The sequence below is a fragment of the Ruminococcus sp. CAG:379 genome, from assembly GCF_000434255.1.
Taxonomy (GTDB): Bacteria; Bacillota; Clostridia; order Oscillospirales; family Ruminococcaceae; genus Ruminococcus_F; species Ruminococcus_F champanellensis.
The window spans coordinates 44,303-69,228 of sequence record NZ_FR894924.1; the positions used below are offsets into that span (position 1 = coordinate 44,303).

Here is a 24,926-nt window from a genome sequence, read left to right on the forward strand (position 1 = left end):
AACGGTGAAGTGGTGGCATACTGCTACCAGGTGGGCGAGGGCAATATCGACCACAACTACTGGATCGCACCGGAGCTGCAAAACGAAAATCTGCTGGACTTTGCCCGTCCTGCATACTTTGCCACAACAGAAACCCCTGCCTCCGACATGTGTGCCGGCACGGCGGCTTCCCTTGCCATCAACTACCTGAACTTCAAGGACACGGAGCCGGAGTATGCAGCCGAGAGCCTGCAAAAGGCAATCGCCCTGTATGACTTTGCAGTCAAGACCCATACCGAGACGGAGGGCTTGAAGGTCACCAGTCTGGGCTATGACGGGGGCTTCTACACCTCCAGCTATGACTACGACGAACTGGCGTGGGCAGCTGTGTGGCTGTATGAATGCACCGGCGAGTGGGACTATATTGACGACATCATTCATGTGGATGAAACCATAACCGGGGACATGGGGGCTCATCCCTACACCGGTTATCTGAAGCGGATCATCTCTGACACCGGCAACTGCTGGCAGAACATCTGGGTGCACTGCTGGGATACGGTATGGGGCGGTGTATTTGCAAAGCTGGCACCCATCACCAACATCTCCCGTGACTGGTACATTTTCCGGTGGAATCTGGAGTACTGGTCCGGCATGAACGAGCAGGATGCTGCGGCAGCACCTGCCAAAGCAGAGCAGAACAATGTTACCATGGCGGCAAGCGTGCCTGCGGTGACCTCCCATAAGAACTTTGGTCTGGACGATCAGATCTGGAACACCAAGATCACGGCGGAGGAAATTGCGGATCTGCCCACCGAGGATGGTGCATTCCTGGCAAAGACACCGGCTGGCTTTTCCATGCTGAACGAATACGGCTCCGCCCGGTATGACGCTGCCGCACAGCTTTGCGCCTGCGTCTACGCCAAGGAAACCGGGGATAACACCTTTGTGGACTGGGCAGAGGGGCAGATGGAGTACATTATGGGTAAGAACCCCATGAACCGCCCCTACATTGTTGGATATTCTCCTACGGCAGCAAGCCATCCCCATCACCGGGCGGCACACGGCTCCAAGACTCTGAACATGGATGATCCTCAGACACAGACCCATGTGCTCTGGGGTGCGCTGGTAGGCGGCCCGGATGCCAGCGACTGGCACCGTGATATTACCAAGGACTATATTTATAACGAGGTTGCTGTGGACTATAACGCAGCATTCGTGGGGGCATGTGCCGGTCTGTATAACTTCTGCGGCACGGAGGATATGAAACCCCAGGAAAACTTCCCACCCTCTGAGGCTTCCATGAAGGGGGACATTGTGGAGTATAAGCTGAAGGCTTCCATCGGTCAGGAAGACAACATGGCAACGCAGGTGCTGGTGGAGATCGACAACTCCAGTTTCCTGCCGCCCCACTATCTGAAGGAAACCAAGGTGCGCTATTACTTCAGCATTGCAGAGCTTCTGAAGAACGGACAGACTCTGGACGATCTGACTGTCCGGGTGGACTATGACGCCATGAAGTCCAATACGAACGGCGAGCATGAGGTCACTTATGAAGTGGTGCAGTACAACGACAAGGGTGACTGCTATCTAGAGATGACCTGGACGGGATATGAATTCTACGGAACCATGCAGTTCCAGTTCGCACTGATGGCACAGGTACAGAATGAGGAGTATACCTTCATCTGGGATCCCACCAACGACTACAGCCGTTCCGGTCTGTCTACCTGTGATGAACTGGGCGTGACCCTGGCGGAGGCGCTGACCGAATACGATCTGATTACCATGTATGTGGATGGAGAGCATGTATGGGGCAAGGCGCCTGCGGACGCGCAGGAGGATGAAACCCTGTACGGAGATGTGGACTGCAATGGCGCTGTGGAAATCGCAGATGTTGTGCTGCTGTCCCGGTATGTGGCACAGGACAAGGATGCAAAGGCGGTCACTGCACAGGGACTGCTGAATGCGGACTGTGTGAAGGACGGCAATGTGGATATGGAGGACATTACAGCCATTGCCCGGTATTTGGCACACCTGATCGAAGCATCCCAGCTTGGAAAGGCATCTTAATCAAATACGCAAAATCAAACGGTACAGAGACTTCTGTACCGTTTTTTGCTGAAATGGGAAATATGCAGGCGCAAAAAATTATAGATTCTGGATGCTTTCGTCATTGACGCACCGATGATTGCGTGGTATAATTAAAATGTGAAGCTATGAGCGTAATAAAGTAACTTTGCACAAAGAAAGTATATAATCCTTGTGCAGTATTGCTGAAATTGCATGTAGTTTTATAGTATTTTAAGGAAATGAGGCAGAATATGAGCATGTTCTTCAAACGAAGCATGTCTGCACTGCTGGCAGCCACCATGCTGACCATGGCGGCTCCATTCGACAGCCTGGCGGTCTTGGCGGAGGATCTGGAATCCACCGTGACCATCGGCTCGGCGGATGTCAACGGAGACAAGCAGGTTGACGAGAAGGATTGTGCGCTGATCCTGGAAGCGATCGGTAGCACGACCGGAACCGCTTCGGTCACAGCAGACAATGAGGCTTTGAACGTGTACGGCGATGCAGTCATCGACGTGCGGGATCTGATGGCAGTGAAGGATGCCATCAACGGAATAAAGGCTTATGTGCCGGAGGAGGCGACTGTTTCAGAGCAGGTTGATCTGAGCATCAGCTCCACCACCGGATACGCCGGGGAAAAGGCGACCTTTGCAATAAGCCTGGCGGACTGGGAAATGGACGTTGCTGCCTATGAAATGAGGCTTTCCCTGGACAATGCGCTGACCGTGGAGGAGGTGTCCTGCAACGGAGATGTGCAGTATAAACTGGACGGCAGCACATTGAAGCTGTACGGCATGTACAGCGGCTCGCCCGCATACCGGGGCACTCTGGCGACCATTACGGTTACACTTCCGCCGGAGGCTTACGGGGATTATGGCGTTTCCGTAGTGGGTGCGGATTTCTTCAACAGTGCATACCAGGAATATGCATCCCAGGCTGCCACTGGCGGTGTGACCGTGGATATGGAAACCAAGCCGGTTTATCTGCGGGCTTCGGAGCTGAACTCCAAGTCCCTGCAGCTGAGCTGGAGCATGCCCTTTGATGCGGACAAGGTGACCGGCTATATCATCAGCCGAGACGGGGAGGAAATCGGCCGCACGGAGGATCTGTTCTTTGATGATAAGGATTTGGAAACTGGCAAGAGCTATTTGTATAGCGTGCAGGCATACGGCACGGACTATCTGTCCGCTCCCTCCCGCACCATTACTGTGACCCCCACTGCGCCGGTGATCCAGTCCATCAGTCTGCCGGACGGAAAAAATGCGGTGGGCGGAGCATCCACCCTTGTGACCTGTTTGATGGAGCATGGGGTACGGGCAAAGACATACACCCTGTACTGCACGGATGAGGAGGGCACCCGCACCGTCATCAGCGAAGGAGAGGATCAGAGCTTTTCTGAGCTGCAGGTCAGATGGCAGCTGTCCGAGCTGAAAACCGGCACTTATACGCTGGGACTGACTCTGACGGATGTGGACGGTTCTGAAGTTTCTGCGGAGACCACTGCACAGGTGGATAACACACCGCCGGGGGAAGTGTTCGGCTTTACCGTCATTCCCGGGGATGAGCAGAACGAGTTGACCTGGGGGATTGCAGCGGAGCTGAAGGTTGTGGGCTACCGGATCTATCGCCGGACTGCCACCAGCAACTACAGCGAGCTTGCTTATGTGGAGGGACGTTCCACGCTGAAGTATGTGGACAAGGACGTGGAAACCGGTCTGGAATACTTCTATATCATTGCAGCCGTTGACAAGTACGGTATGGAGGGAACCTTCTCTGCGGAGGTCAGCGGATCTGCGCATGTGGATCAGACCATGCCGGAGATCACCCTGTTCCTGCCGGGCAGCGGCACTGTGCTTTACTCGGTGGTGACGCTGAATGTCAAGGCACAGGACAACATCGGCGTAGCGAAGATTACCTGCTTCCTGTCCGATGATGAGGGCGAGACCTGGAAGGCACTGTTTACCGCCAACGGGGACAGCGTAAGCTATCGGTTTGATACAAGTGCCTATGATGAGGCATCTGTACAGATCAAGGCAGTTGCCTATGACTACGCCGGCAATGAAAGCAGCGGCGCCAATATCAATATTTACGCCATTGACAACAAGGGACCGGAGCAGGTGACCGGCGTAAATCTGAAGACATCCGGTGCAACTACAGCTACCGTTGCCTGGGAGGATGTGCCCGACCAGGATCTGCACCACTTTGTGGTCAGATACGGTGTGACGGGAAGCAGCGGTTACAAGACGGAGAATATCTACCGCACCCTGGGCATCAACCTGAGTGGACTCAAGCCCGGAGAGAGCTATACCGTAGTGGTTGCCGCAGTGGATACATACGACAACCAGGGTGAATTCTCCGAGCCGCTGATCTTCACCACCCCGGAGGATACCACAGCACCGGTGATTGCTTCGATCTATCCCACACCCAGCTATTTTGCAAAGGCCATTCCGCTGCAGGTGAACGCAAGGGATGACTTTTCTGTAGCATCCGTAACGGTGGAGGCTTCCACGGATCAGAAGACCTGGAAGCAGATTGCTGTCATTGAAAATACAGAACCTACGAAAAATTACTTCAGCGCACCCTACACCCTGGACGTGACCGACTATCCGGAGGGAACGCTCTATGTGCGTGCCTACGCAGAGGATCTGGCAGGGAACAAGGGTACGGTAGAGAATGCTGCTGTATATGAGTATATGGTGGATCGGACTGCCCCTGCCGCTATGGATACCCTGCGGGCAGTGGAGAACGATTCCTGCATCGAGCTGCTGTGGAAAGAAGCAGATACAGATGTGAATTACTACCGGCTGTACCGGGCAGACGGGGAGGACGGAGAATTCCGGCTGCTCTACGACAGAATCCGGTATCTGAATCATTTTGACCGGCAGGTGACCACGGATGTGCAGTACCGGTATCAGGTGACTGCGGTGGACATTGCCGGCAACGAAAGTGAACCCTCCAATGTGGTAGCTGCGACCCTGCAGGAGGATACCACCGCGCCGGAGATCCAGAGCATCAGCCCGGAAACCGGCAGTGAACTGAGCCTGAATGACCATTCCATCGGCATTCTGGCATCGGACAACCTGCTGCTGTCCAGTCTGACAGTGGAGTATAAGACAGATCCGGACGCAGAAACCTATCAGACCCTCAAGAGCTTCACAGATCTGACGGACTACTATCTGTTTGCAACGGTGGAGATCCCCAACCTGCTGATGGTGGATGGTACCACCATTTATATCCGTGCCCAGGCCACGGACCGGAGCGGCAATGTGAGCGAGTATGCATATTCCGCATACAAGGTCAACAATGCAGTGACTGCGGTGACCAAAGTGACTGTGGAGCAGACGGAAACTGCCAATACCGTCAAGTGGACGGCGAATGAATCCGAGCAGACCAGCGGCTATCGGATCTTCCGGAAGATCGGCTCCGGCAGCTATGATCTGATCGCAACCCGTGCAGTGGAAAAGAACGGAGACGGCAGCTATGCATTTGCCGATGAGGATCTGCGCACTGCCGGAACCTATACATATAAAATTGTTTCCGTCAACTACAACGGGAACACTTCCTCCCGTGTCAGCGGTTCTGTATCCGTACATACCAAGCCGGTTCCGGCACTGAACTGTGACACTGCTATGGAGCAGGGCGTTGCATATGTGTTTGACGCCAGCGGCAGTAAGGATCAAGGACTGCTCAACGCTCTGGTGATCGAATACGGGGACGGCGCAGTGGAAAAGGCGACTTCTCCGGAAACTGCAAAGTTTGAGCATACTTACCAGGAAACCGGCGTGTACCAGGTGAAACTGACCTGTACCAATGAGTTCGGACTTGTCAGCGTTCTGACCCGTTCCGTTCAGGTAGTGGAGCGTCAGCTGCTGGGGACTGTCACCGTTCAGGTCAAGACCACTGACGGCAAGGCAGCTTCCAACATTGGCGTATACATGGACTTCGGCACCGATGCCCAGACCAAGTATGTGGCAGACAGCCGGGGCATCGTGACCTTCCAGGCACCTGCCGGCGCCCACGATATCGGCGTATACGGGGACGGCTATCTGCCCCAGGTGAAGAACTGCGTCGTGACTGCCGGAGAGGAGAATGCCTTCTCCTTTGCAGTGGTGGAGCAGTACATCGTTTCTGCGGAGTTTGAGATCAAGCGTATGACCCTGGATGAGATCATTGCCGCAGGCATCGATATTACCCAGCCGGAAAACCAGCAGATCGTACAGATCAATGTGGATCTGACCTATGAGATCACCACGGACAGCGGCAAGAAGACCCAGTCCATGGCGCTCTACGTAAACAACCGGACCAAAACCATCATTTCCTCCCATACCACCAAGGGAGACACCAGTGTCCATTACGAACCGGTGTTTGTACGGTATAATGAGAAGACCGGAGAGGTCAGCACCGTTGCAATGCTGAGTGTGCCGGTGAATGTAAGCTATCTGAAGGAATTCTTCGATGTGCAGCTGCATATCATCAACAACGCAGATGAGCAGTTCAATATTTCCGACAGCACCGTGAGCCTGAATGTGCCCAAGGGGCTGACGCTGATGGAGTCTGCCGCAAGCTGTGACAGCCGCATTGTGAACATCCCCAGCATTCCCGGCAAGAGCCAGAAGACGCTGTCCTGGATTCTCCGGGGCGATCACAAGGGTGAGTATTACCTGTCCGCAGATTTCAGCGGCACCCTGGATCAGTTCAACGAGAAGATCGAGACTACATTTGTCAGCGAGGAAGCAATCAAGGTTTATGGCGAAACCGCTGTAGGGATCACCATCAATGTGCCCAGAGCATCCAGAAACAACAAGACCTATTTCGATGTGCAGATGAAGAACAACACGGACAGCTCCGTATACAATGTGGGCGCTTCCGTGGGTACCATTGTTGCACAGATCATGGAGCATGAAAAGTATACCCTGGAGGGCAAGCCCTTACAGGCACGGATCATTTCTCCGCAGGGCGAAATGGAACTGATCGATCTGACGGAATCCATTGAAGAGCTGCGTCCGGGCTATACCCTCAGCGTTGTATACTCGATCCGTAATATCGTACCGGGTACATTGTTTGCCCGCTCCACGGTGCGCCTGGCAGATGCCACCATCCGTTCCCTTTCCGACAGCAATTTCCCTGTATCCCTGCGCTGGGTGGACAGCATCGAGCTGCTGGAGGACGGTGACTATGACGGCATTACCTCCAATGTCCGTGTGGACAAGGATGTGGACTTGTCCAAGGAATATGTGATCGCAGTGGTCAATGCAGCAGGAAACTGGGTACCAGGTGCAACGATTGAAGTAACCTATCCGGACAAGACCACCAAGACCTTTTCTGCGGATTCCTTGGGACGGGTCAGATTCGATCGGCCGGCAGGCGGCTCTGAAACAGTGGGCATCCGGGTTTCCGCCGATACCTATAAGACCCATGAAGACAGTGATTATTATCTGAAGTACCGGGGCACGGATACTGTGATGCTCAACGGAGAATCCAGCAGTGATTATGCCCTGACCAAGGCAATGTATAAAAAGGCGGGTTCCTGGAACCTGCTGACCGGCTATAAGCGCCTGAATATGGGCAACAAGGTTCTGGATTTTGCCATTGAGTGCGCTGTGGCTGCAAAGGACGCCGAAAGCTGCCAGCTGCTCCAGAATGGTAAGATCATTCAGGAAGTGAAGCCTAGCGGCGGCAAGTTTAGCTTTACCGGCTTGAATGTCAAGGATTTTGAGGAAATGGGAGATGGAGAGACGCTGACTGTCCGGGTATACCAGCCCAACGGCGCATACTACGACAGCAAGATCAATCTGACCATTCTGCCGGATCCCACCGTGGTAGAGCCCAGCTTTGAGTTCTCCGGCGATGCATTTACCTTTGGCATCAGCGATTCCATCCCCTTCTTCGGCGGTTCTTCCGTGAAGATCCCGTATCCTCCCATCCTGGAGCATCTGAATATCTGCATGGATGAAAACAAGATCCGGATCGGCATCAATGTGGATCTTCCGATTGTGTCAACGGATAAGGAAGACAAGGCGGCACTGGATAAATTCGTAGAGGATTTTGAAAAGCTGAAGACCAATTTGAAGCGTTCTCCTTCGGATCTGCTGCACGATCAGTCCATCAACACCGGAAAGATCAGCCTGGGCAAGGCGGAGGTCAAGGTGCTTGGCGGTGGTTATGTGGAGGGCGACTTCTCCGAGAACGGGAAGGCGATCCTGAACGGCTACCTCTATATCGGCATTGAAGCCGGCGCAAACTTTGATTATCAGACCGTGGTATGGGTAATCCCGGTAACCGCAGAGCTTGGTCTGACCGGTAAAATCGTAGCAGGCAGCACCATTACATTTACCTACGACTTCGATCATGCATGGCAGATGGATGCCAAAGTTACCGCACAGGGCACCTTAGGGGTGGAAGTATTCGGCGGTGTAGGTTTCTCCAGCATTGCAGCCATTGGCGTGTACGGCGGCGCAGAGCTGGATCTGGATATGCAGCTGTACGATACCTCCAATGATTCCGGTCCCCGGATCAATACTCTGGATCTCACCGGCGAGTTGGGCTTCCGGGCATATGTGGGCCCCTTTGAGTATAAGAAAGCCTGGGCGAGCCAGACATGGCACCTGTACACCAATCCGGAGCTTGCAAACTCTGAACAGGATGCGGCACCCAGCTATCTGGCGCCCCTGTATGACACCGCAGCCTACAGCTTAAGCGAGGAGACCCAGGCGGTTTCCAAGTGGCTAGGAGGCAGTGAGATGGAGCCGGACAAGGTGCAGACTCTGCTGACCAATGCCAACAATGGGGCAGATCCGCAGCTTGCAACCGATGGCACTAACTATGTGCTGGTATATCTGGAAAAGGATCCGGAACGGAGCGTATACGATGCATCCAGACTGATGTATGCTGTATACACCGCTGAAACCGGTACCTGGAGTGATCCGAAGCCGGTGGATGAAAACGAGACCGGCGATTATCAGCCCGCTCTGTTCGGCAATGCAGATGGTATTTACCTGGCTTACCAGGAAGCAAATCAGACCTTTGGTGCAGACAGCGAGCTGACGGTGGATGCCTATGCAGCATCCCTGGGGGTAACCTGTGCAGTCTTTGACGCTGAGCAGCAGAGCTTCGGGGCTGTAACCACCATGACTGTTCCGGAAAACAGCTGCAATTCCATTCCCACTCTCTTTGAAGACGGCGGACTGGTGTATGCAGCCTGGGTATCCAACGCAAAGGGCAATTATTTTGGCACAGAGGGTGCAAATACCATTTTCTACAGCATCTGCACAGAGGGCACCTGGAGTGAACCGGCTGCACTGGCTTCTGACCTGACGGCAGTGACCGGATTGCAGATTGGCAAGCTGGAAAGCGGCGTGTCCGTTGCATGCATCACCGACGGGGATCGTGATCTGACCACTGCGGATGACCGGACGATGACTCTGATTGCAGCAGACGGCACACAGCAGCAGGTAGTGACCGGCTGCGTATCCGCACCTGTCTTTGCGCAGCCTGTATGGTCTGACTCCCCGCTGCTGCTCTGGTACGATACCTATAACCTCAGCTGTACGGCGGACGGCAAGGAAATTGCACAGCTTTTTGCACAGGGCATCAGCGGTCTGACCGACGCATACACCCTGCTGCCGGATGGAGTCGTATACACCAGCGCCGGCAAGGACGGCAGCGATTTGTTCTTGATCCGTTACGATGCGGCACAGCAGGCATGGGGCGCACCGATTCAGCTGACCGATACAGAGGGCTATATCAACGGCGCAGGGGCTGCGGTTTGCGGCGATCAGCTGCTGCTGACCATGCTCCGGCAGAACGTCACCATTACAGAGGATGATGTGCAGGTAGAAAGCGCATTGTGCGCACTGCTCCGCAGTACCTTCAGCGATCTTTCCGTTGACAAGGTGGACTATGACTTCACACAGCTCCAGCCCGGCAGTCAACTGCCTCTGGATGTGACTGTCACCAATCACGGGAACAGCACAGTCAACAGCGTGACCATCGGGGTGTATACCAAGGATGGTACCCTGGTCAACACGCAGGATGTGGAAACCACACTCCTGTCCGGTACGGCACAGGTACTCGCCGCTTCCTTCCAGGTTCCGGAGGACATGAGCACCACGGAGTATCAGGTGATCGTATCCGTTCCGGATACAACGGATGTGAATGAAGCAGACAATGCGGCAGCGTTCAGCATCGGCTATACGGAGCTTTCCTTGACAACCGATCAGCTGATTACCGCACAGGGCACGAAGCTGCAGATTTGCGTGACCAACGAAGGCCTGATTCCCACCGGCGGTATTCTGGATCTGTATCACTATGGTGAATCCCAGGAACCGGTTCTTTCCCTGATCGTGGAGGAACTGCAGCCTGGTCAGAGCACCGTATACACAGTGGATGTGGATGATTCCATCATCTCTGAGGACAACCGGTATGTGATGGTCAAGCTGACTGCGGACGAAGCGGAGTATGATGAATCCGACAACGAGGAGCTGGTTGCTGTTTATCTGGGCGGAAGCCTTCCCACCGTAACCATCGGGGATGTAAACAGGGATGGGGAAATCACCGTCAATGATGCGGTTATGCTCCTGGATGAGTGTGCAGCCCGTGCAGTGGGAACTACAACCCTGGACGAAGCACAGCGGAGTCGTGGGGACGTAAACGAAGACGGTTCCATTACGCTGACGGATGCCATTCTGATTCTCAATTACTGTGCGGAAAAGCTGGTAGATCCGGAGCTTACGTTTGCGGATTTTCTCAAGAATGCAGGAGGAAACAATGAATAAATATATCAGACGCTCTATGGCAATGGCTGTTGCGCTGAGTATTGTGGGCGCACAGATGAACCCTGAGTGTACCAACCTTGTAAAAACTGCGGTGATGCGTATCACCGCAGAAACCCTCACCGCTGAGCAGTATACCTATACAGTGAATGAGGACGATACGATTACCATTACCGGCTATACCGGCACAGACGCAGTGTTGATCCTGCCGGAAACCATTGACGGTAAGTCCATCAGTGCCATCGGTGCCAGAGCTTTTTACAAGCATACAGAGCTGACCGGTGTGGCAATGCCGGATACGGTTACATCTATCGGGGAGTATGCATTTTATGCGTGCAGTCAGCTGGTTGATATAGACCTGGGTAAAGGGTTGGTTACAATTGGAAATTATGCATTTGATGGCTGCAATAAGTTGGTAAATCTGAAGCTGCCGGATACCTTGACGATTATTCCGGACTATGCATTTAATGGGTGTTCATCCCTGCTGAGTGTAACGGTACCTAAGTCTGTGACTACCATCGGTCGCAACGCCTTTAACAAGTGCTCCGGTCTGACCCGTGTCAGCCTGCCGGCAGGTGTATCCGTAGGAGACTTTGCATTTTATGAATGCGGCGGCCTGGAGCAGCTGGAGCTGCCGGAGGGTATTCAACTGGGCAGGTACGCTTTCTCCCAGTGTGAAAATCTGCGGCAGGTGCTGTTTAATGGGGAACAGGGCACCATCGGCGGCTGTGCGTTTTATTCCAATGGCTCTCTGGAATCCGTGGTATTCCCAACGGAACTGACAGAGGTTTCCGAAGGCGCGTTTTCAAGCTGCAATAAGCTCAAGACTGCTGTGCTGCCCAAATCCGTCGCTGTGATCGGAGATAAAGCATTTGAACGGTGTAATGCACTGGAAAAGGTTGAATTTTCCGCAAACCTGAAAAGCATCGGCAGGGATGCATATAGCTATTGCACTGCTTTGACCCAGGTAGAGGTTCCGGCGGGTGCTGCCCTTGCGGGCGGTTGTTTCTATGAATGCGATGGACTGAAAACAGCAACCATTGGTGACGGTATCACAGAAATGGGGAATGGCAATTTCTATGGCTGTGATAATCTGACCTCCGTGAAGCTGCCGGATACTTTGACGGAATTGCCCTCGACAACATTTGCACACTGTACGTCTTTGACGGATGTACAGATGCCGGAGGCATTGACCATCATCGGAACTTCTGCATTTTACCATTGTACCGGCTTGACAAGTCTGACAATTCCGGGCACTGTGACCACGATCCGGGCGTCCGCCTTTGAGGAATGCTACAAGCTGGAGTCCGTGGAACTGCCGGATTCCATAACCGAAATGGGCAGTTCCGTATTTGATAACTGCCTTGCTCTGAAGTCCGTTACCCTGCCCTCCAAGCTGACTGTAATCAGCGATTACATGTTCTACTATTGTATCAAGCTGGAAAGTGTCGTGATTCCGGATTCCGTCAAGAGCATCGGCAACGACGCCTTTGCACACTGTGTCGCTTTGACTTCTGTACAAATGCCGGCAAATTTGCAGACCATCGGCCAGGAGGCATTTTACAACTGCCAGGGGCTTACGGAGGTTGCACTTCCGGATTCCGTAAAGACCATAGGCATTAGAAGCTTTAGCCGCTGTGTCAATCTGACGCAGCTGAATCTGCCGGATGATATACAGGATCTTGGAAACGATGCCTTTTCAGAAACCAAGCTGGAGGTTCTGACAATCCCCAAATCCATGACTGAGATTCCCAATTACATGTTCTCCAACATGAGCAGCCTGAAGGAGATCCAGATTCCGGACACGGTTACAAGCATCGGGTATGGTGCATTCAGCAACTGTACCAGTCTGAAGGAGGTTGTGATTCCGGATTCGGTGGTGTCCATGGATAAACAGCTGTTTTTGGGCTGTACCAGTCTGACCAATGTGCAGCTGCCCTCCAAAACAGAAACGATTTCTTATAGGATGTTTGAAGGCTGTAGCTCCTTGAAGAGCATCACCCTGCCGGACACTGTAACTAAGATTGATGAAAACGCCTTTTATGGCTGCTCCTCCTTGACCAGCTTAGAGCTGCCGGAGGGGCTGACCACTTTGGGATACAGAGCGTTTGGCGCAACCGGCATCCAGAGCATTACCCTGCCGGATGGAATAACCAGTCTTCCCAATATGCTGTTCTCGGATTGCAAGGCGCTGACGCAGGTCGATCTGCCAACGAATATTACTGCGATCAGCATTGGTGCATTCTATAACTGCTCTGCTTTGAAAACCATTCAGCTGCCGGATAGTGTAACCATCATTGGCAAGGATGCATTCGAGGGCTGTTCCGCTTTGGCAGACATCAAGCTGTCGGAGAACATTACGGAGATTGGATCCTATGCGTTTATGGATGCGGGATTGGAACAGCTTGATCTGGGTGTCACCAAGATTACAAGCCTTTCACCGTATCTTCTGCAGTCCTGCAGTAATCTGAAACAGGTCACTTTGCCGGATTCTTTGACGCACATTGGATACCAGGCGTTCTACAACTGTTTCTCACTGACAGAGTTGCAACTGCCGGAGGGGGTGGAGACGATTGAGTATGGCGCATTCGGCAACTGCAAAGCGTTGACCAATCTGGAACTGCCGGATTCCGTTACATCAATTGGAAATTTTATATTCCAGAGCTGTACCGGACTGGAAACTGTGAAGCTGCCGGCAGGCTTGACTGACATTCCCGCTTACATGTTCTATGGTTGTTCGAGTCTTTCGGAGATCACCATTCCGGAAACTGTGACCAGTATCAATTCCTATGCCTTCTATGGCTGTTCCTCTTTGCATGAGATCACCATTCCCCGCACTGTCACAACAATGGGAGAGGATGTTCTGGGTTACAGTGTAAAGGAAGGGGAAACTATGGATCTGACCATTCTGTGCGCCCCCAATTCCACTGCACACATTTATGCACAGAACCATGAGATCAACTTCAAGCTGGTGACTGACCGGGATTACTCCAAGTGCCCGGTTGGATACTACATCCAGAATGACGGAGCTCACATTACCGACTGCGATCCGGAAGCCATCAACCTTGAGATCCCTGCCACTGTGGAAGATGTACCGGTGGTTGCCATTGAGAAGTATGCGTTCCGGGATAGTGCGCTGGAGTCCGTTGTGATTCCGGATACGGTGACAACGATTGCGGATGAGGCGTTTTACGGATGCGGAAAGCTCAAGGAGATCCAGCTGCCTGCAAGCGTCACTAGCCTTGGCGTCCGTGTGTTCGCACAGTGTACCAGTCTGACCAGTGCGGACTTGTCTTTGCTGACAATCACACGGATTCCCTCCTACACATTCAACGGCTGCAATGCTCTGAAGGCGGTGTCCTTCCCGCAAACGCTGGAGTATGTAGGCATGAGTGCGTTCCAGCACTGTACTGCTCTGGAGGAGCTGACCTTCCCGGACAACAGCATCGCCTTTGATGACAACTGCTTCTACAACTGTTCCTCTTTGAGCAATGTGACCTTCCCCACAAAGTACTGCGACTTTGATTACTACAGCTTTGGCAACTGTACCAAGCTGCTGGATATTACCATCAGCGGTGATTCCACCCTGTATTACAACAGTATCGGATTTTACGACGATGGTGCATCCGGTACCGTGAAGCAGGTTCCGGGCGTTACCTTCCATGTACCCTTCAACAGCAAAGTGCAGAATTATGTTGCCTCCAAGGAAGCCTTTATTCTGAAGCCTACGGACGGCGTGAAGTACACGGTGCTGGAGGATCAGACTGTGCGGATCGATCAGATTTCTGTAAAAAGTACGGGGATTACGATTCCAGCCCGCATTGAAGGAATGCCTGTATCTGCGATTGGCACACGGGCACTGAAGGGCTTGTCCGGTGTGACAAACATCACCCTGCCCAATACCTTGACCAGCATCGAGGATTATGCATTCATGAACTGCACCAGCCTTTCCGGCTGCTACATTCCCGCAGCCGTTACCTGGATCGGCAGCAATGCCTTTTACAACACCAAGCTGTCTTCCAACTGGAAGTCCAGGGAGTTTGTAATACTGGGCGATGGGGTGCTGTATCAGTACAACGGCAAGGCGCAGGAGATCACGGTGCCGGATACTGTCAAGGTGATCGGCGAAGGGGTATTCGCGTATCAGACAAACCTGCAGAAGATTACACTGCACGAAGGATTGGCCGAGATCGGAGACGGTGCGTTCCTGTATTGCCAGAGTCTTGCAAGCGTGGAGCTGCCAGATACGGTGACATGCGTGGGCAATGCTGCATTTAGCGGCTGCACCGGTCTGAAGCGGTTCACCTGCGGTACGGATCTTGCACTGATCGATGAATATGCGTTCTTTGACTGCACCATTGAGCTGTTCCGGGGCGAGGATGGCTCCTATGCGCAAAGCTATGCCAAGGACAACGGCTATACCTTTGAGTTCCTTACAAAGGAAGAGCCGGAGACAGATGCATAAGCTCAACCGGTTTATACTGAAAATGGATCCGATACCAACTGGTATCGGATCCGATTCGTTTTGCAGCAGATAAAAAAACAGGCCAGCCGCAAATGCAGCTGACCTGATTTTTTTAAAGACCGCCTTGCCGTCGTGTCGTGTATAAAACCCGCACGAAGCAGGTGGGTATCCGCCCGGAAGTCTCTCGCTCCCTTCGTCCACCGGATGGTGGGAGGTCTGCAGTCCCCAGCCGGAGCTGAATTCCCTTTTAAAAAGTGTTGGATTATAAAAGCGACTCTGATTCGAACAAGGCAGAAAGGAACAACCCTTTTCGTTAAAGATAGTATACCACAGTGGGGTCAAAAATGCAAGTGTAAATTTTGCGGATTAATCCTGGTGATCGTGACCGCAGCAGCCGCAATCGCAGCCGTCATCCTCACAGTCACAGTCATCGTAGATCTCATCCAGACGCTTGAGGAACAGTTCGCCGATCCGGTCGAACTCATCATCGTCCTCAATGGAAACCAACATTTCCTCTCCGTCCACCATATCGGACTTGAGGATCACCAGCTCTCCGTCATCCTCAATCATAGATTCCGGATCAGCCTGGTAGGGGATCAATGCGAAATACCGCTGGTCATCCACTTCCATTACGTCCAGCATTTCAAAGGTCTGCTCGTTGCCGTCTTCGTCCACCAGTGTGTACAGATCCGGGGTGTATTCATTCATTTCTTCAGACATTCTAAACTCCTTCTGTCGGAACTCCGACGGTTTGTATGGATGGCTTAAAAGCCCTCGTACATTTTCATTTTACTACGCCAATATGAAAAAGTCAAGCATCAAATTGTTAACGTGATATTAAACAAAAAATCCGAAAAAAGTTTCAGATTTCTATTGACAAACGCTAAAAGCTGTGGTATTATATATTCAAGGAAAGAGAAAGACGGTAGATCAACCAAGTAAGCGCAGTGTTAAAGCTGCCAACGTCAGAGAAAAGATCAATCCTTTCAATGTACAAAAGTTTACCGTGATTTTTCTTCACATCCGTTTCCGTCAGGGTTCGGAGCAGCTGCTCCGTTTCGGAAACAATCAGATGACAAAGGAGTTGAGCCCGATGGATCAGGCAGAGCAGCAGTTATTGGCTATCATTGATGGCTCAGGTGCACAGCGCTGAGACGCCGGATGACCAAGAGGGAAGCACACATAAATATTCAGTGAATCTTCCATAGTATTGAAAGAAAAGATTCCGGTTCACAGCCTATGACTGTATGCTAAAACGGACACAAACGCTAATTCTTCAATGATTAGCCAAAACTAGCAACGTCAAATGATGGGGCCTTTGGAGCGGATGCTCCGGTTTACAGACCTTGGGTCTTTGACATAGATTGCTAGATCAACTATGAAAAGGTGGTTCCAATGAGACACTGAGTTTTCGCACAAGCACCAATGCTGATGAACAAGGTGGTACCAATGTACGATTACTGATTCTTCTAAGCGCAAGGCGCTGATCTCGCAGGAAGGATATCGGTGGAGGCCAATGGAAAATTAACGTTTTGAATATCCAGTTACGTTGATAGAATACGTACAAGGAGTGATGCAGAATGAAATTCATGCAGCATCGACCTGACGCAGGGAAGCAAACGTAAAGGGGTGAGTCCAAAGGGTAATTTCGCTAAGTGATGAAAGTCGCTTAAACATTTGGATTAAAAACAAAGGGAGGATTTCGTATCCTCCCTTTTTGTATTCTGGCGCAATTTCTGTGAAAAATACGCTAAGGCTATTGAAAAAATAATTTGCGTATGGTATAATAAACAATGCTGAAAAGGCAAATAAACGAGCAGAGGAGCATGGCAGAACACGTTGTGCCCTCTTTTTTTAAGGAGAATCCCAATGGCAGAGCAGGACAAGAAAGCAGAAGAAATCACCGGGCATGAACCGGAAAAGCAGGCCGGCGGGGAGAAGAAAAAGGGGAAAAGTCTGTTTGAAACCGCCCGGGAGCTGGAACAGGCGGAACGCCGGAAGCAGGAGCTTGCGGAGCGGGAGCACCAGAAGCAACAGGCTGAGGCGGACTATAAGGAACGGGAAAAGTACGGGGAACAACTGGAAGCGGATAAGCGGGAATTGATCCGTCTTAAGCAGGGGATTGCTTCTGACAGCGATACCATCTTTGAAGAAAAGCAGGAGAAAAAGCATTACACCCTCCGGCAGCGGATCGGGAATTTCTTTTACCACAATAAGTGGTGGATGGGAATCGCCGCCTTTTTCGCCGTTGTCATCGGCGTGCTGATCTACGACGATGTGACCACGGTGGAGTCGGACATGATTATCCTGCAATTGTCGGCGGATTCGGAGCTGGCACTGCGCACGGAGGGTACGGCGCAGTATTTTGAGCAGTTTGTGCCGGATCTGAACGGGGACGGACAGGTCAAGGTGGCTGTATACTGCATTCCGGTTACGAATGACCCCAACAACAGTACCAACTACTACAACGGGGACAGCTCCAAGCTGGTGGTGGAAATGCAATCCAGCTCTGCTATGCTGGTGCTGGCGGACAGCGCATGCGAGGACACCATTATGCCGGAGCAGACATTTCAGGATCTGTCCCAGCAGTTTTCAGACAATCCGCTGGTCAGCGGCTACAGCTTTGATCTGACCAAGACGGACTTTTTAAAGAAGATCGGGTATGAGGGAGAACTGGATGACCTGTATCTGGGCATTCGCAAGGTGCAGAAGCTGATGTTTGCCACGGAAGAGAAAATGCAGGCAAGCTACGATCAGGCTTTCCCCGTACTGGAACAGGTCATCAGCGACCTGTCTAAATAAGCAGGCATGGAGGTAACACCTTGGCAAACCAGAACATTCGCAATTTTTGCATCATCGCACACATCGACCACGGTAAGTCCACGCTGGCAGACCGGATCCTGGAGAAAACCTATACGGTTGCTGCCCGGGATATGGAGGAGCAGCTGCTGGACAATATGGACATCGAGCGGGAGCGTGGCATCACCATCAAGGCACGGGCGGTGCGGCTCAATTACCGGGCAAAGGATGGGCAGGAGTACTGCTTCAATCTGATCGACACACCGGGTCATGTGGATTTCAACTACGAGGTATCCCGTTCCCTGGCAGCATGTGAGGGTGCGATTCTTGTGGTGGACGCATCCCAGGGTATTGAAGCCCAGACCCTTGCCAATACCTACCTGGCGCTGGAGCATGACCTGGAACTGGTGCCGGTCATCAACAAAATTGACCTGCCCTCGGCGGATCCGGAACGGGTGAGCGCAGAGGTGGAGAAGGTCATCGGCATTCCTGCCATGGACGCACCCCGGATTTCTGCGAAAATGGGCATCAACATTGAAGAAGTGCTGGAGCGGATCGTCACGGACATTCCGGCACCCAAGGGGGATCCGGCTGCTCCCCTCCAGGCACTGATTTTTGACAGCTATTATGACGCATACAAGGGCGTTATCATCTACATCCGGGTGAAGGAGGGCACGGTGCGCATCGGGGACAAGATCCGGCTGATGGCTACCGGGGCGGAATTTACGGTGGTGGAAACCGGTTATATGGATGCCACCAATCACATCAACACCGGGGTGCTGGAGGCTGGCGAGGTTGGCTACATTGCCGCATCCATCAAGAGCATCGGGGACACCCAGGTGGGGGATACAGTAACCAATGCGGAGAACCCCTGTGAGGAGCCTTTGCCTGGTTACCGGAAGGTGAACCCCATGGTGTTCTCGGGTATTTATCCGGCGGATGGTGCCAAGTACGGGGATTTGCGGGATGCTCTGGAAAAGCTCCAGCTGAACGATGCGTCCCTGAGCTTTGAACCGGAAACCTCCACTGCCCTGGGCTTTGGCTTCCGCTGCGGCTTTCTGGGATTGCTGCACATGGAGATCATCCAGGAGCGGCTGGAACGGGAATACAATCTGGATCTGATCACCACCGCCCCCTCCGTTGTATACAAGGTGAATCTGACGGACGGTCAGACTGTTATGGTGGATAATCCCTGCAATTTCCCCGATCCGGCACTGATTGCTTCTGCGGAGGAACCTATGGTGAAGGCGGATATTCTGGCTCCTTCGGACTATGTGGGTAACATTATGGAGCTTTGCCAGGAGCGGCGGGGTACTTTTAAGAATATGGAATACCTGGACGACAGCCGGGTGGATCTCCACTATGAGCTGCCTCTGAATGAAATCGTCTACGACTTCTTTGATGCCCTCAAATCCCGCACCAAGGGCTATGCTTCCTTTGATTACGAGCTGCTGGGGTATGCCCAGTCCCGTCTGGTGAAGCTGGACATCCTGCTGAACGGGGAAGTGGTGGATGCCCTGTCCTTTATTGTCTTTGCGGATGCCGCATACAACCGGGGCAGAAAGATTGTGGAGAAGCTGAAGGAAAACATTCCCCGTCAGCTGTTTGAGGTTCCCATCCAGGCTGCCATCGGTGGCAAGATCATCGCCAGAGAAACCGTCAAGGCACTGCGGAAGGACGTACTTGCCAAGTGCTATGGGGGTGATATTACCCGGAAGAAGAAGCTGCTGGAGAAGCAGAAGGAAGGCAAGAAGCGTATGCGTCAGCTTGGCTCCGTTTCCGTGCCTCAGAAGGCATTTATGAGCGTGCTGAAGCTGGATGAATGATGCTGTAAGAGGTGTGACCATGAGTATTTACGATTGCCCCCACTGTGGGGAAAAGACCTTTAACCCTTTGACCAAGGCGTTGGCAGGGCCTATGAATTCCAAGGGGAGAGCCTGCAAGGCATGCGGCGGAAAGTGCGTCAACGGGCAAGCCTCAGCAGTGATCCGTATGATCCTGTCCCTGCTGATGGGTGCGGCTGTGCTGGCGTGTATTCTGTGGATCGAAAGCACTGTGACTGCCATGCTGTGCATTCTGGGGGCTGTGCTGCTGTATGTTCTGCTGACCGGACTGGTCAATGCATTTTTCTTTCCGCTGATCAAAGCGGTGCGCCGGGACGCATGAGTATCCCGGCTGGACTGTATGTGCATGTGCCCTTTTGCGCAGTGAAGTGCCCATACTGTGACTTTTACTCCAATCCATACCGGCGGGAGCGGGCGGGAGCCTATGCTGCCCGGGTTGCAGAGAACATTGCCGCATACCCGGCGGAGCTGTCGGTGGATACGGTGTATTTCGGAGGGGGGACTCCCTCCATTTTGCCGCCGCCGCTGCTGGGTCAGATGCTGCATGCTGCCCGCCGGCGGTTTTCTCTTGCTGCGGACACGGAGATCACTCTGGAGGTGAACCCACTGACCGCCACCCCTGCTGCTCTGGATGCCTGGAGGGGACTTGGCGTCAACCGGCTGTCCTTTGGTATGCAGTCCGCTGTGGATGCGGAGCTGTACCGACTTGGCAGACGGCATACCGCTGCCCAGGGGATTGCTGCGGTGGATCGTGCGGCGGCAGCGGGCTTTCAGAATATCTCCTGTGACCTGATGCTTGGTACGCCGGGGCAGACCGGAGAGAGCCTTGCACAGTCCCTTGCGGTGTATGCCCAGTTGCCCATTGCCCATGTTTCCGCCTATCTGCTGAGTATCGAGTCGGGCACCCCCTTTGACACGGAGGCAATGCGCAGCCAGGTGCCCGATGGGGATGCAGCGGCGTTGCTGTATGTACAGATGGCGGAATGCCTGGAGCAGCAGGGGTTCCGGCAATATGAGATCTCCAACTTTGCCCGCCCCGGCTTTGAAAGCCGGCATAATCTGAAATACTGGCAGTGCGTGGATTACATCGGCATCGGCCCGGCGGCACATTCCTGCTTCAACGGCAGACGGTACGCGGTGCCCCCGGATCTGGACGGTTTTTTGCAAGCACCCCGTCAGCAGGAGATCCTGACGGACGAGGAACCCTATACTCCGGAGGAGCGGGTCATGCTAGGTCTGCGGCTGGCGGAGGGCATCCGGCAGCAGGACTTTTCGGAAAGCTGCTGGGCAGGATTGCTGCACCGGGCAGAGCCTTTGCAAAAGGCAGGCATGTTGTGGATAGAGCCGGATCGGATCCGGCTGACCCGGCAGGGCTTTTTAGTCTCCAACAGCGTGATTTGCAGTTTGGTGGAGTAAAGCTGGCTGGATGGCTTTGCACAATATCTGCCGTACATTCCCTACATGGTGTTGCCTAAAAGAACAGGGCAGGTATCCTTTCGGACACCTGCCCTGTTTGCTGTGACAGCAGAAATCAGCCTTCCATAACCACCTTGTGGAATACTTTTTTGCCCTTGCGGATGATGAGTTCCCCCTCAGGCTGGAGCATGGTCTGGGGATCGGTGATTTTTGCATCATTGACGCTGATGCCCCCCTGCTGCACCAGTCTGCGGCCCTCGCCGTTGGACGCTGCCAGACCGCACTTCACCAGCAGGGTGAGAATACCAATGCCGCCCTCGGGTACGTCCTCCCCAGACAGGGTGGTAGTGGGCATATCTGCGCTGTTTCCGCCGCTGAATACCGCCTTTGCCGCAGCATCCGCCTTATTGGCTTCCTCCTCGCCGTGCACCAGCTTGGTCAGCTCGTATGCCAGCAGCTCCTTTGCCTTGTTGAACTGGGCACCTTCCATATGCTGTTCCATATCCTCGATTTCCTCCACCGGCACAAAGGTCAGCATCTTCAGGCACTTGATCACGTCTGCGTCGTTGACATTTCTCCAGTACTGGTAGAACTCATAGGGGGAAGTCTTAGCAGGATCCAGCCATACAGCGCCCTTTTCCGTCTTACCCATTTTCTTGCCCTCGGAATTGAGCAGCAGGGTAATGGTCATGGCGTAAGCGTCCTTGCCCAGCTTCTTGCGGATCAGCTCTGTGCCTCCCAGCATATTTGCCCACTGGTCATCTCCGCCAAACTGCATATTACAGCCGTAATCCTGGAACAGGCGGTAGAAGTCGTAGGACTGCATAATCATGTAGTTGAATTCCAGGAATGTGAGTCCCCGCTCCATTCTCTGCTTATAGCATTCAAAGGTCAGCATCTTGTTGACGGAGAAGCATGCGCCCACGTCCCGGAGCACGTCCACATAGTTGAGATCCAGCAGCCAGTCTGCATTGTTTACCGCCAGCGCCTTGCCCTCGGAAAAATCAATGAACCGGGACATCTGCTTCTTGAAGCATTCGACATTGTGCTCAATGGTTTCCCGGGTCATCATCTTCCGCATATCGGTCTTGCCGGACGGATCTCCGATCATGCCGGTGCCGCCTCCCAACAGAACGATGGGCTTGTTGCCCGCCATCTGGAGTCGCTTCATCAGGCACAGCGCCATAAAGTGGCCTACGTGCAGGGAATCAGCAGTGGGGTCGAAGCCGATGTAGAAGGTTGCCTTGCCGGCGTTGATCAGTTCCTTGATCTCCTTTTCATCGGTGAGCTGTGCCAGCAGCCCTCTGCGTTTCAGTTCTTCAAATAACGTCATATGATCGCTCCTTTACATAATAAAAGTCCCCTGCCGCCGCAGCGACAGAGGACGAATTGACTCGTGGTACCACCTCAGTTTATTCTGCATAAAGCATGCAGAACCTCGGACAGGATAACGGCTGTAAACCGTATGCCCCTACCCGACCGGGTGCAGCCTTCAGGACATCCGCTCAGAGGCGTATTCACGGGGCATCCGCATCTCCTCGCACCAAACGGAGACTCTCTGACCGGATGGGAATCCGCTACTTCTTCTCGTCAAAGCGTTTTCAAATATCATACCACATATTTTTCAGATTGTCAAGTCATGCAGTTGGTTTTGCGTGGGATTGCCGGACGGGTTTATGCACGCTGTTCGCTGAGCATTCGGCGCATCAGCACCAGATCCTTTGCATCGATCACGCCGTCCTCGTACAGGTCTCCCTGCTGCCAGTCAGTCAGCGTGCCACCCCGGATCAGATACTTCTGCATCATAACCAGATCCGCAATACTGAACTGTCCGTCTGCGTTTACGTCCCCCCCGGATGCCGGATACGCCCGGATCCGTATTGTCCACTGCTTCACTGCCGGAATAAGTGAGCTGGGGCTCTTCCACTTCCTTGAAATAGAAGTTCATGTAATCCACAGCGCCCTTGAAGTTCCGGTCCGTCATGCCTTTCCCCAGGAATGCGTAATCGTCCCGGGCTGCACTCATAACAGCCAGAGGCGTCAGCGAGAGTCTGTTGCTGGCGGCCTGACTGCCGTTGATCAGCAGGGTGCCCTTGCCGTCTATAATGCGGATGGTGATCTTGCTCCATTCTCCCTTGACAAGCGGCGCAGAAGCGGTAAGATGCTCCGTGGTCTGCCCGTCAGTGATGGTCAGCTCTGCCACGCCGTTTTCATTGCAGGGGGTGAATGCCATGTATGCGGTTTCATCACCGAACCAGAACAGATTCTGTTTGGCGGTACCGCCCTTCCACAGCGCTGCCAGGCTGATCTGCAGATCCTTGGAACGGATCACCGTATCGTCCAGCATCACATAGTCGTCCGCTCCGTCAAAGGACAGCACACCGTTGGCAGAGGTGCGCTGGCTTTCCCACTGGGCGCCCTGCTGCAAAGCATTTGTTGCCGCATAGGTATCCTGTGCCCAGGTGTCGGTCTGCTCTGTAAAGGTGTAGCCTGCCAGGATTCCGTCCTCCGTGTCGTGCCAGCCGTAATCATCCAGCCAGCCAAAGCCTACGCCGCTGTTTTTGGTTTGTTCATTGGAATAGTCGCCGTCAACGATTGCCTGACCGGAGTAGCTGCCCTTGCCGTACAGGTAGGCATTGCCTTTGATGACCGCATTGTCGCTGACGGTCACTGCCTCCGCCAGAAACGCCTTTTGCAGGATCTTGGCGTTGCCGGACACTTTGCAGGAGTTGGAGACTACCGCACTGTCGCCGATGAGGGCATTGCCGCTGAGGGTCACGCTGCCGAATACCCAGCCGTTGTCGTAGATCATGCCGCCGCCGTCTACCACTGCGTGACCGCTGATGATGACCTGGTTCGATGCGGTGACGCTGTTTGCCACAATGGCATGATCCTCCACCCGCACGTTGCCGGTGAGTGTGGCGTTGCCCAATACCATAGCGTCCGGGCCAACATAGACAGAATCGGCAACAGAAGCACTGTCAGCCACCCAGCCGCCGCCGTTGGCATGTATATGTCCACTACCCTTGCTGTAGCCGCCGGACTGCTGCACCTGTGCGCCGGTGAGCTTCACTGCGTAGGGATAGCGCTGCCGCTCCGTGCCGGTTTTATAAGAAGAAACATTGTCCTTATGGAATGCATTGATATCATACAGATCCTTGGGGGTACCGGTGACAGTCAGGTATGCGGAAACTGCTCCGTTGGCGGATACGGTCATGCGTTCACCGCTGTCGAACAGATCAGAGTAATGCTCGTTGCCCGCCTGATCGACCATGACGATGCATGCTCGCCAGCCGGCGTTGCTGTCATTGGAAAGACCCTTCAAGTCCACGGAAATGGTATCTCCGGTGATGGTCAGGGGCACAATGTTGATACCGGACTGCATGGGAGCCTCCTCCTGGGGAGACTGAAGCCAGCCGTCTCCGTTGTCCTCCAGCACAGTGTAGAACAGATTCCAGAAGAAGGGGGACTGCCTGAGTTTGCTTTGGAATTGACTGCGGTATGCGTCTTTGGCACCAAAATGAAAAGTCGCCATGCGCTTTGCGTAATGCCCCAGTACGTCCTGTGCGTCCGTGCCGAACAGAC

The 24,926-nt window shown here is 53.4% G+C and carries 12 protein-coding genes, 1 other RNA gene and 1 other annotated feature; of the genes, 8 read left to right on the top strand and 5 right to left on the bottom strand.

What is annotated here, in order from left to right:
• The 3 genes from QVO51_RS09975 to QVO51_RS09985 form a co-directional block, all read left to right on the top strand.
• A partial coding sequence (locus QVO51_RS09975; protein ID WP_288168147.1) for a glycoside hydrolase family 9 protein occupies positions 1 to 2,046 on the top strand: 2,046 nt, incomplete at its 5' end.
• Positions 2,047 to 2,297: 251 nt separating this feature from the next.
• Positions 2,298 to 10,820 (top strand): fibronectin type III domain-containing protein, encoded by an 8,523-nt coding sequence (locus QVO51_RS09980; RefSeq protein ID WP_022358276.1) that lies wholly within the window; start codon positions 2,298 to 2,300, stop codon positions 10,818 to 10,820.
• Complete coding sequence (locus tag QVO51_RS09985; protein ID WP_022358277.1) at positions 10,813 to 15,282, top strand: leucine-rich repeat domain-containing protein; 4,470 nt, start codon at positions 10,813 to 10,815, stop codon at positions 15,280 to 15,282. Before QVO51_RS09980 ends, QVO51_RS09985 begins: the two co-directional genes overlap by 8 nt.
• Before the next feature lie 112 nt (positions 15,283 to 15,394).
• Here QVO51_RS09985 and ssrS read toward each other — a convergent pair.
• Both ssrS and QVO51_RS09995 read right to left on the bottom strand, forming a co-directional pair.
• Positions 15,395 to 15,582: non-coding RNA, 6S RNA (ssrS, locus tag QVO51_RS09990), on the bottom strand.
• A gap of 66 nt (positions 15,583 to 15,648) precedes the next feature.
• Positions 15,649 to 16,002 carry a DUF1292 domain-containing protein gene (locus QVO51_RS09995; protein ID WP_015557957.1) on the bottom strand — a complete coding sequence of 118 codons (354 nt, stop codon included), beginning with the start codon at positions 16,000 to 16,002 and terminating at the stop codon, positions 15,649 to 15,651.
• Positions 16,003 to 16,174: 172 nt separating this feature from the next.
• On the opposite strand from QVO51_RS09995, the gene QVO51_RS10000 reads away from it, so the two are divergent.
• The 5 genes from QVO51_RS10000 to hemW all read left to right on the top strand — a co-directional run bounded on the left by QVO51_RS10000 (position 16,175) and on the right by hemW (position 21,341).
• Positions 16,175 to 16,435, top strand: coding sequence for a hypothetical protein (locus QVO51_RS10000; RefSeq protein ID WP_276747604.1), 261 nt, complete (start codon positions 16,175 to 16,177; stop codon positions 16,433 to 16,435).
• Positions 16,436 to 17,151: 716 nt separating this feature from the next.
• Entirely contained in the window at positions 17,152 to 18,084 is a 933-nt protein-coding gene (locus QVO51_RS10005; RefSeq protein WP_022358278.1) for a hypothetical protein, read from the top strand.
• Positions 18,085 to 18,104: 20 nt separating this feature from the next.
• Positions 18,105 to 19,907 carry a translation elongation factor 4 gene (gene lepA / locus QVO51_RS10010; protein ID WP_022358279.1) on the top strand — a complete coding sequence of 601 codons (1,803 nt, stop codon included), beginning with the start codon at positions 18,105 to 18,107 and terminating at the stop codon, positions 19,905 to 19,907.
• Positions 19,908 to 19,926: 19 nt separating this feature from the next.
• Complete coding sequence (locus tag QVO51_RS10015; protein WP_015557959.1) at positions 19,927 to 20,247, top strand: hypothetical protein; 321 nt, start codon at positions 19,927 to 19,929, stop codon at positions 20,245 to 20,247.
• A complete protein-coding gene (gene hemW / locus QVO51_RS10020; RefSeq protein WP_022358280.1) occupies positions 20,244 to 21,341 on the top strand; it encodes a radical SAM family heme chaperone HemW in 1,098 nt (365 codons plus the stop codon). Before QVO51_RS10015 ends, hemW begins: the two co-directional genes overlap by 4 nt.
• A gap of 115 nt (positions 21,342 to 21,456) precedes the next feature.
• Here hemW and tyrS read toward each other — a convergent pair whose 3' ends face one another.
• From tyrS to QVO51_RS10035, 3 genes are all read right to left on the bottom strand, one after another.
• Complete coding sequence (gene tyrS, locus QVO51_RS10025; RefSeq protein ID WP_022358281.1) at positions 21,457 to 22,674, bottom strand: tyrosine--tRNA ligase; 1,218 nt, start codon at positions 22,672 to 22,674, stop codon at positions 21,457 to 21,459.
• A gap of 44 nt (positions 22,675 to 22,718) precedes the next feature.
• Positions 22,719 to 22,944 (bottom strand) — a binding site (T-box leader).
• Between the two features lie 71 nt (positions 22,945 to 23,015).
• Positions 23,016 to 23,147: a hypothetical protein gene (locus tag QVO51_RS10030; RefSeq protein ID WP_022358282.1), complete on the bottom strand. Its 132-nt coding sequence runs from the start codon at positions 23,145 to 23,147 to the stop codon at positions 23,016 to 23,018.
• Positions 23,107 to 24,926, bottom strand: a 1,820-nt coding sequence (locus tag QVO51_RS10035; protein WP_288168151.1) for a DUF6055 domain-containing protein, incomplete at its 5' end; no start/stop codon positions are given. The genes QVO51_RS10035 and QVO51_RS10030, both read right to left, overlap by 41 nt.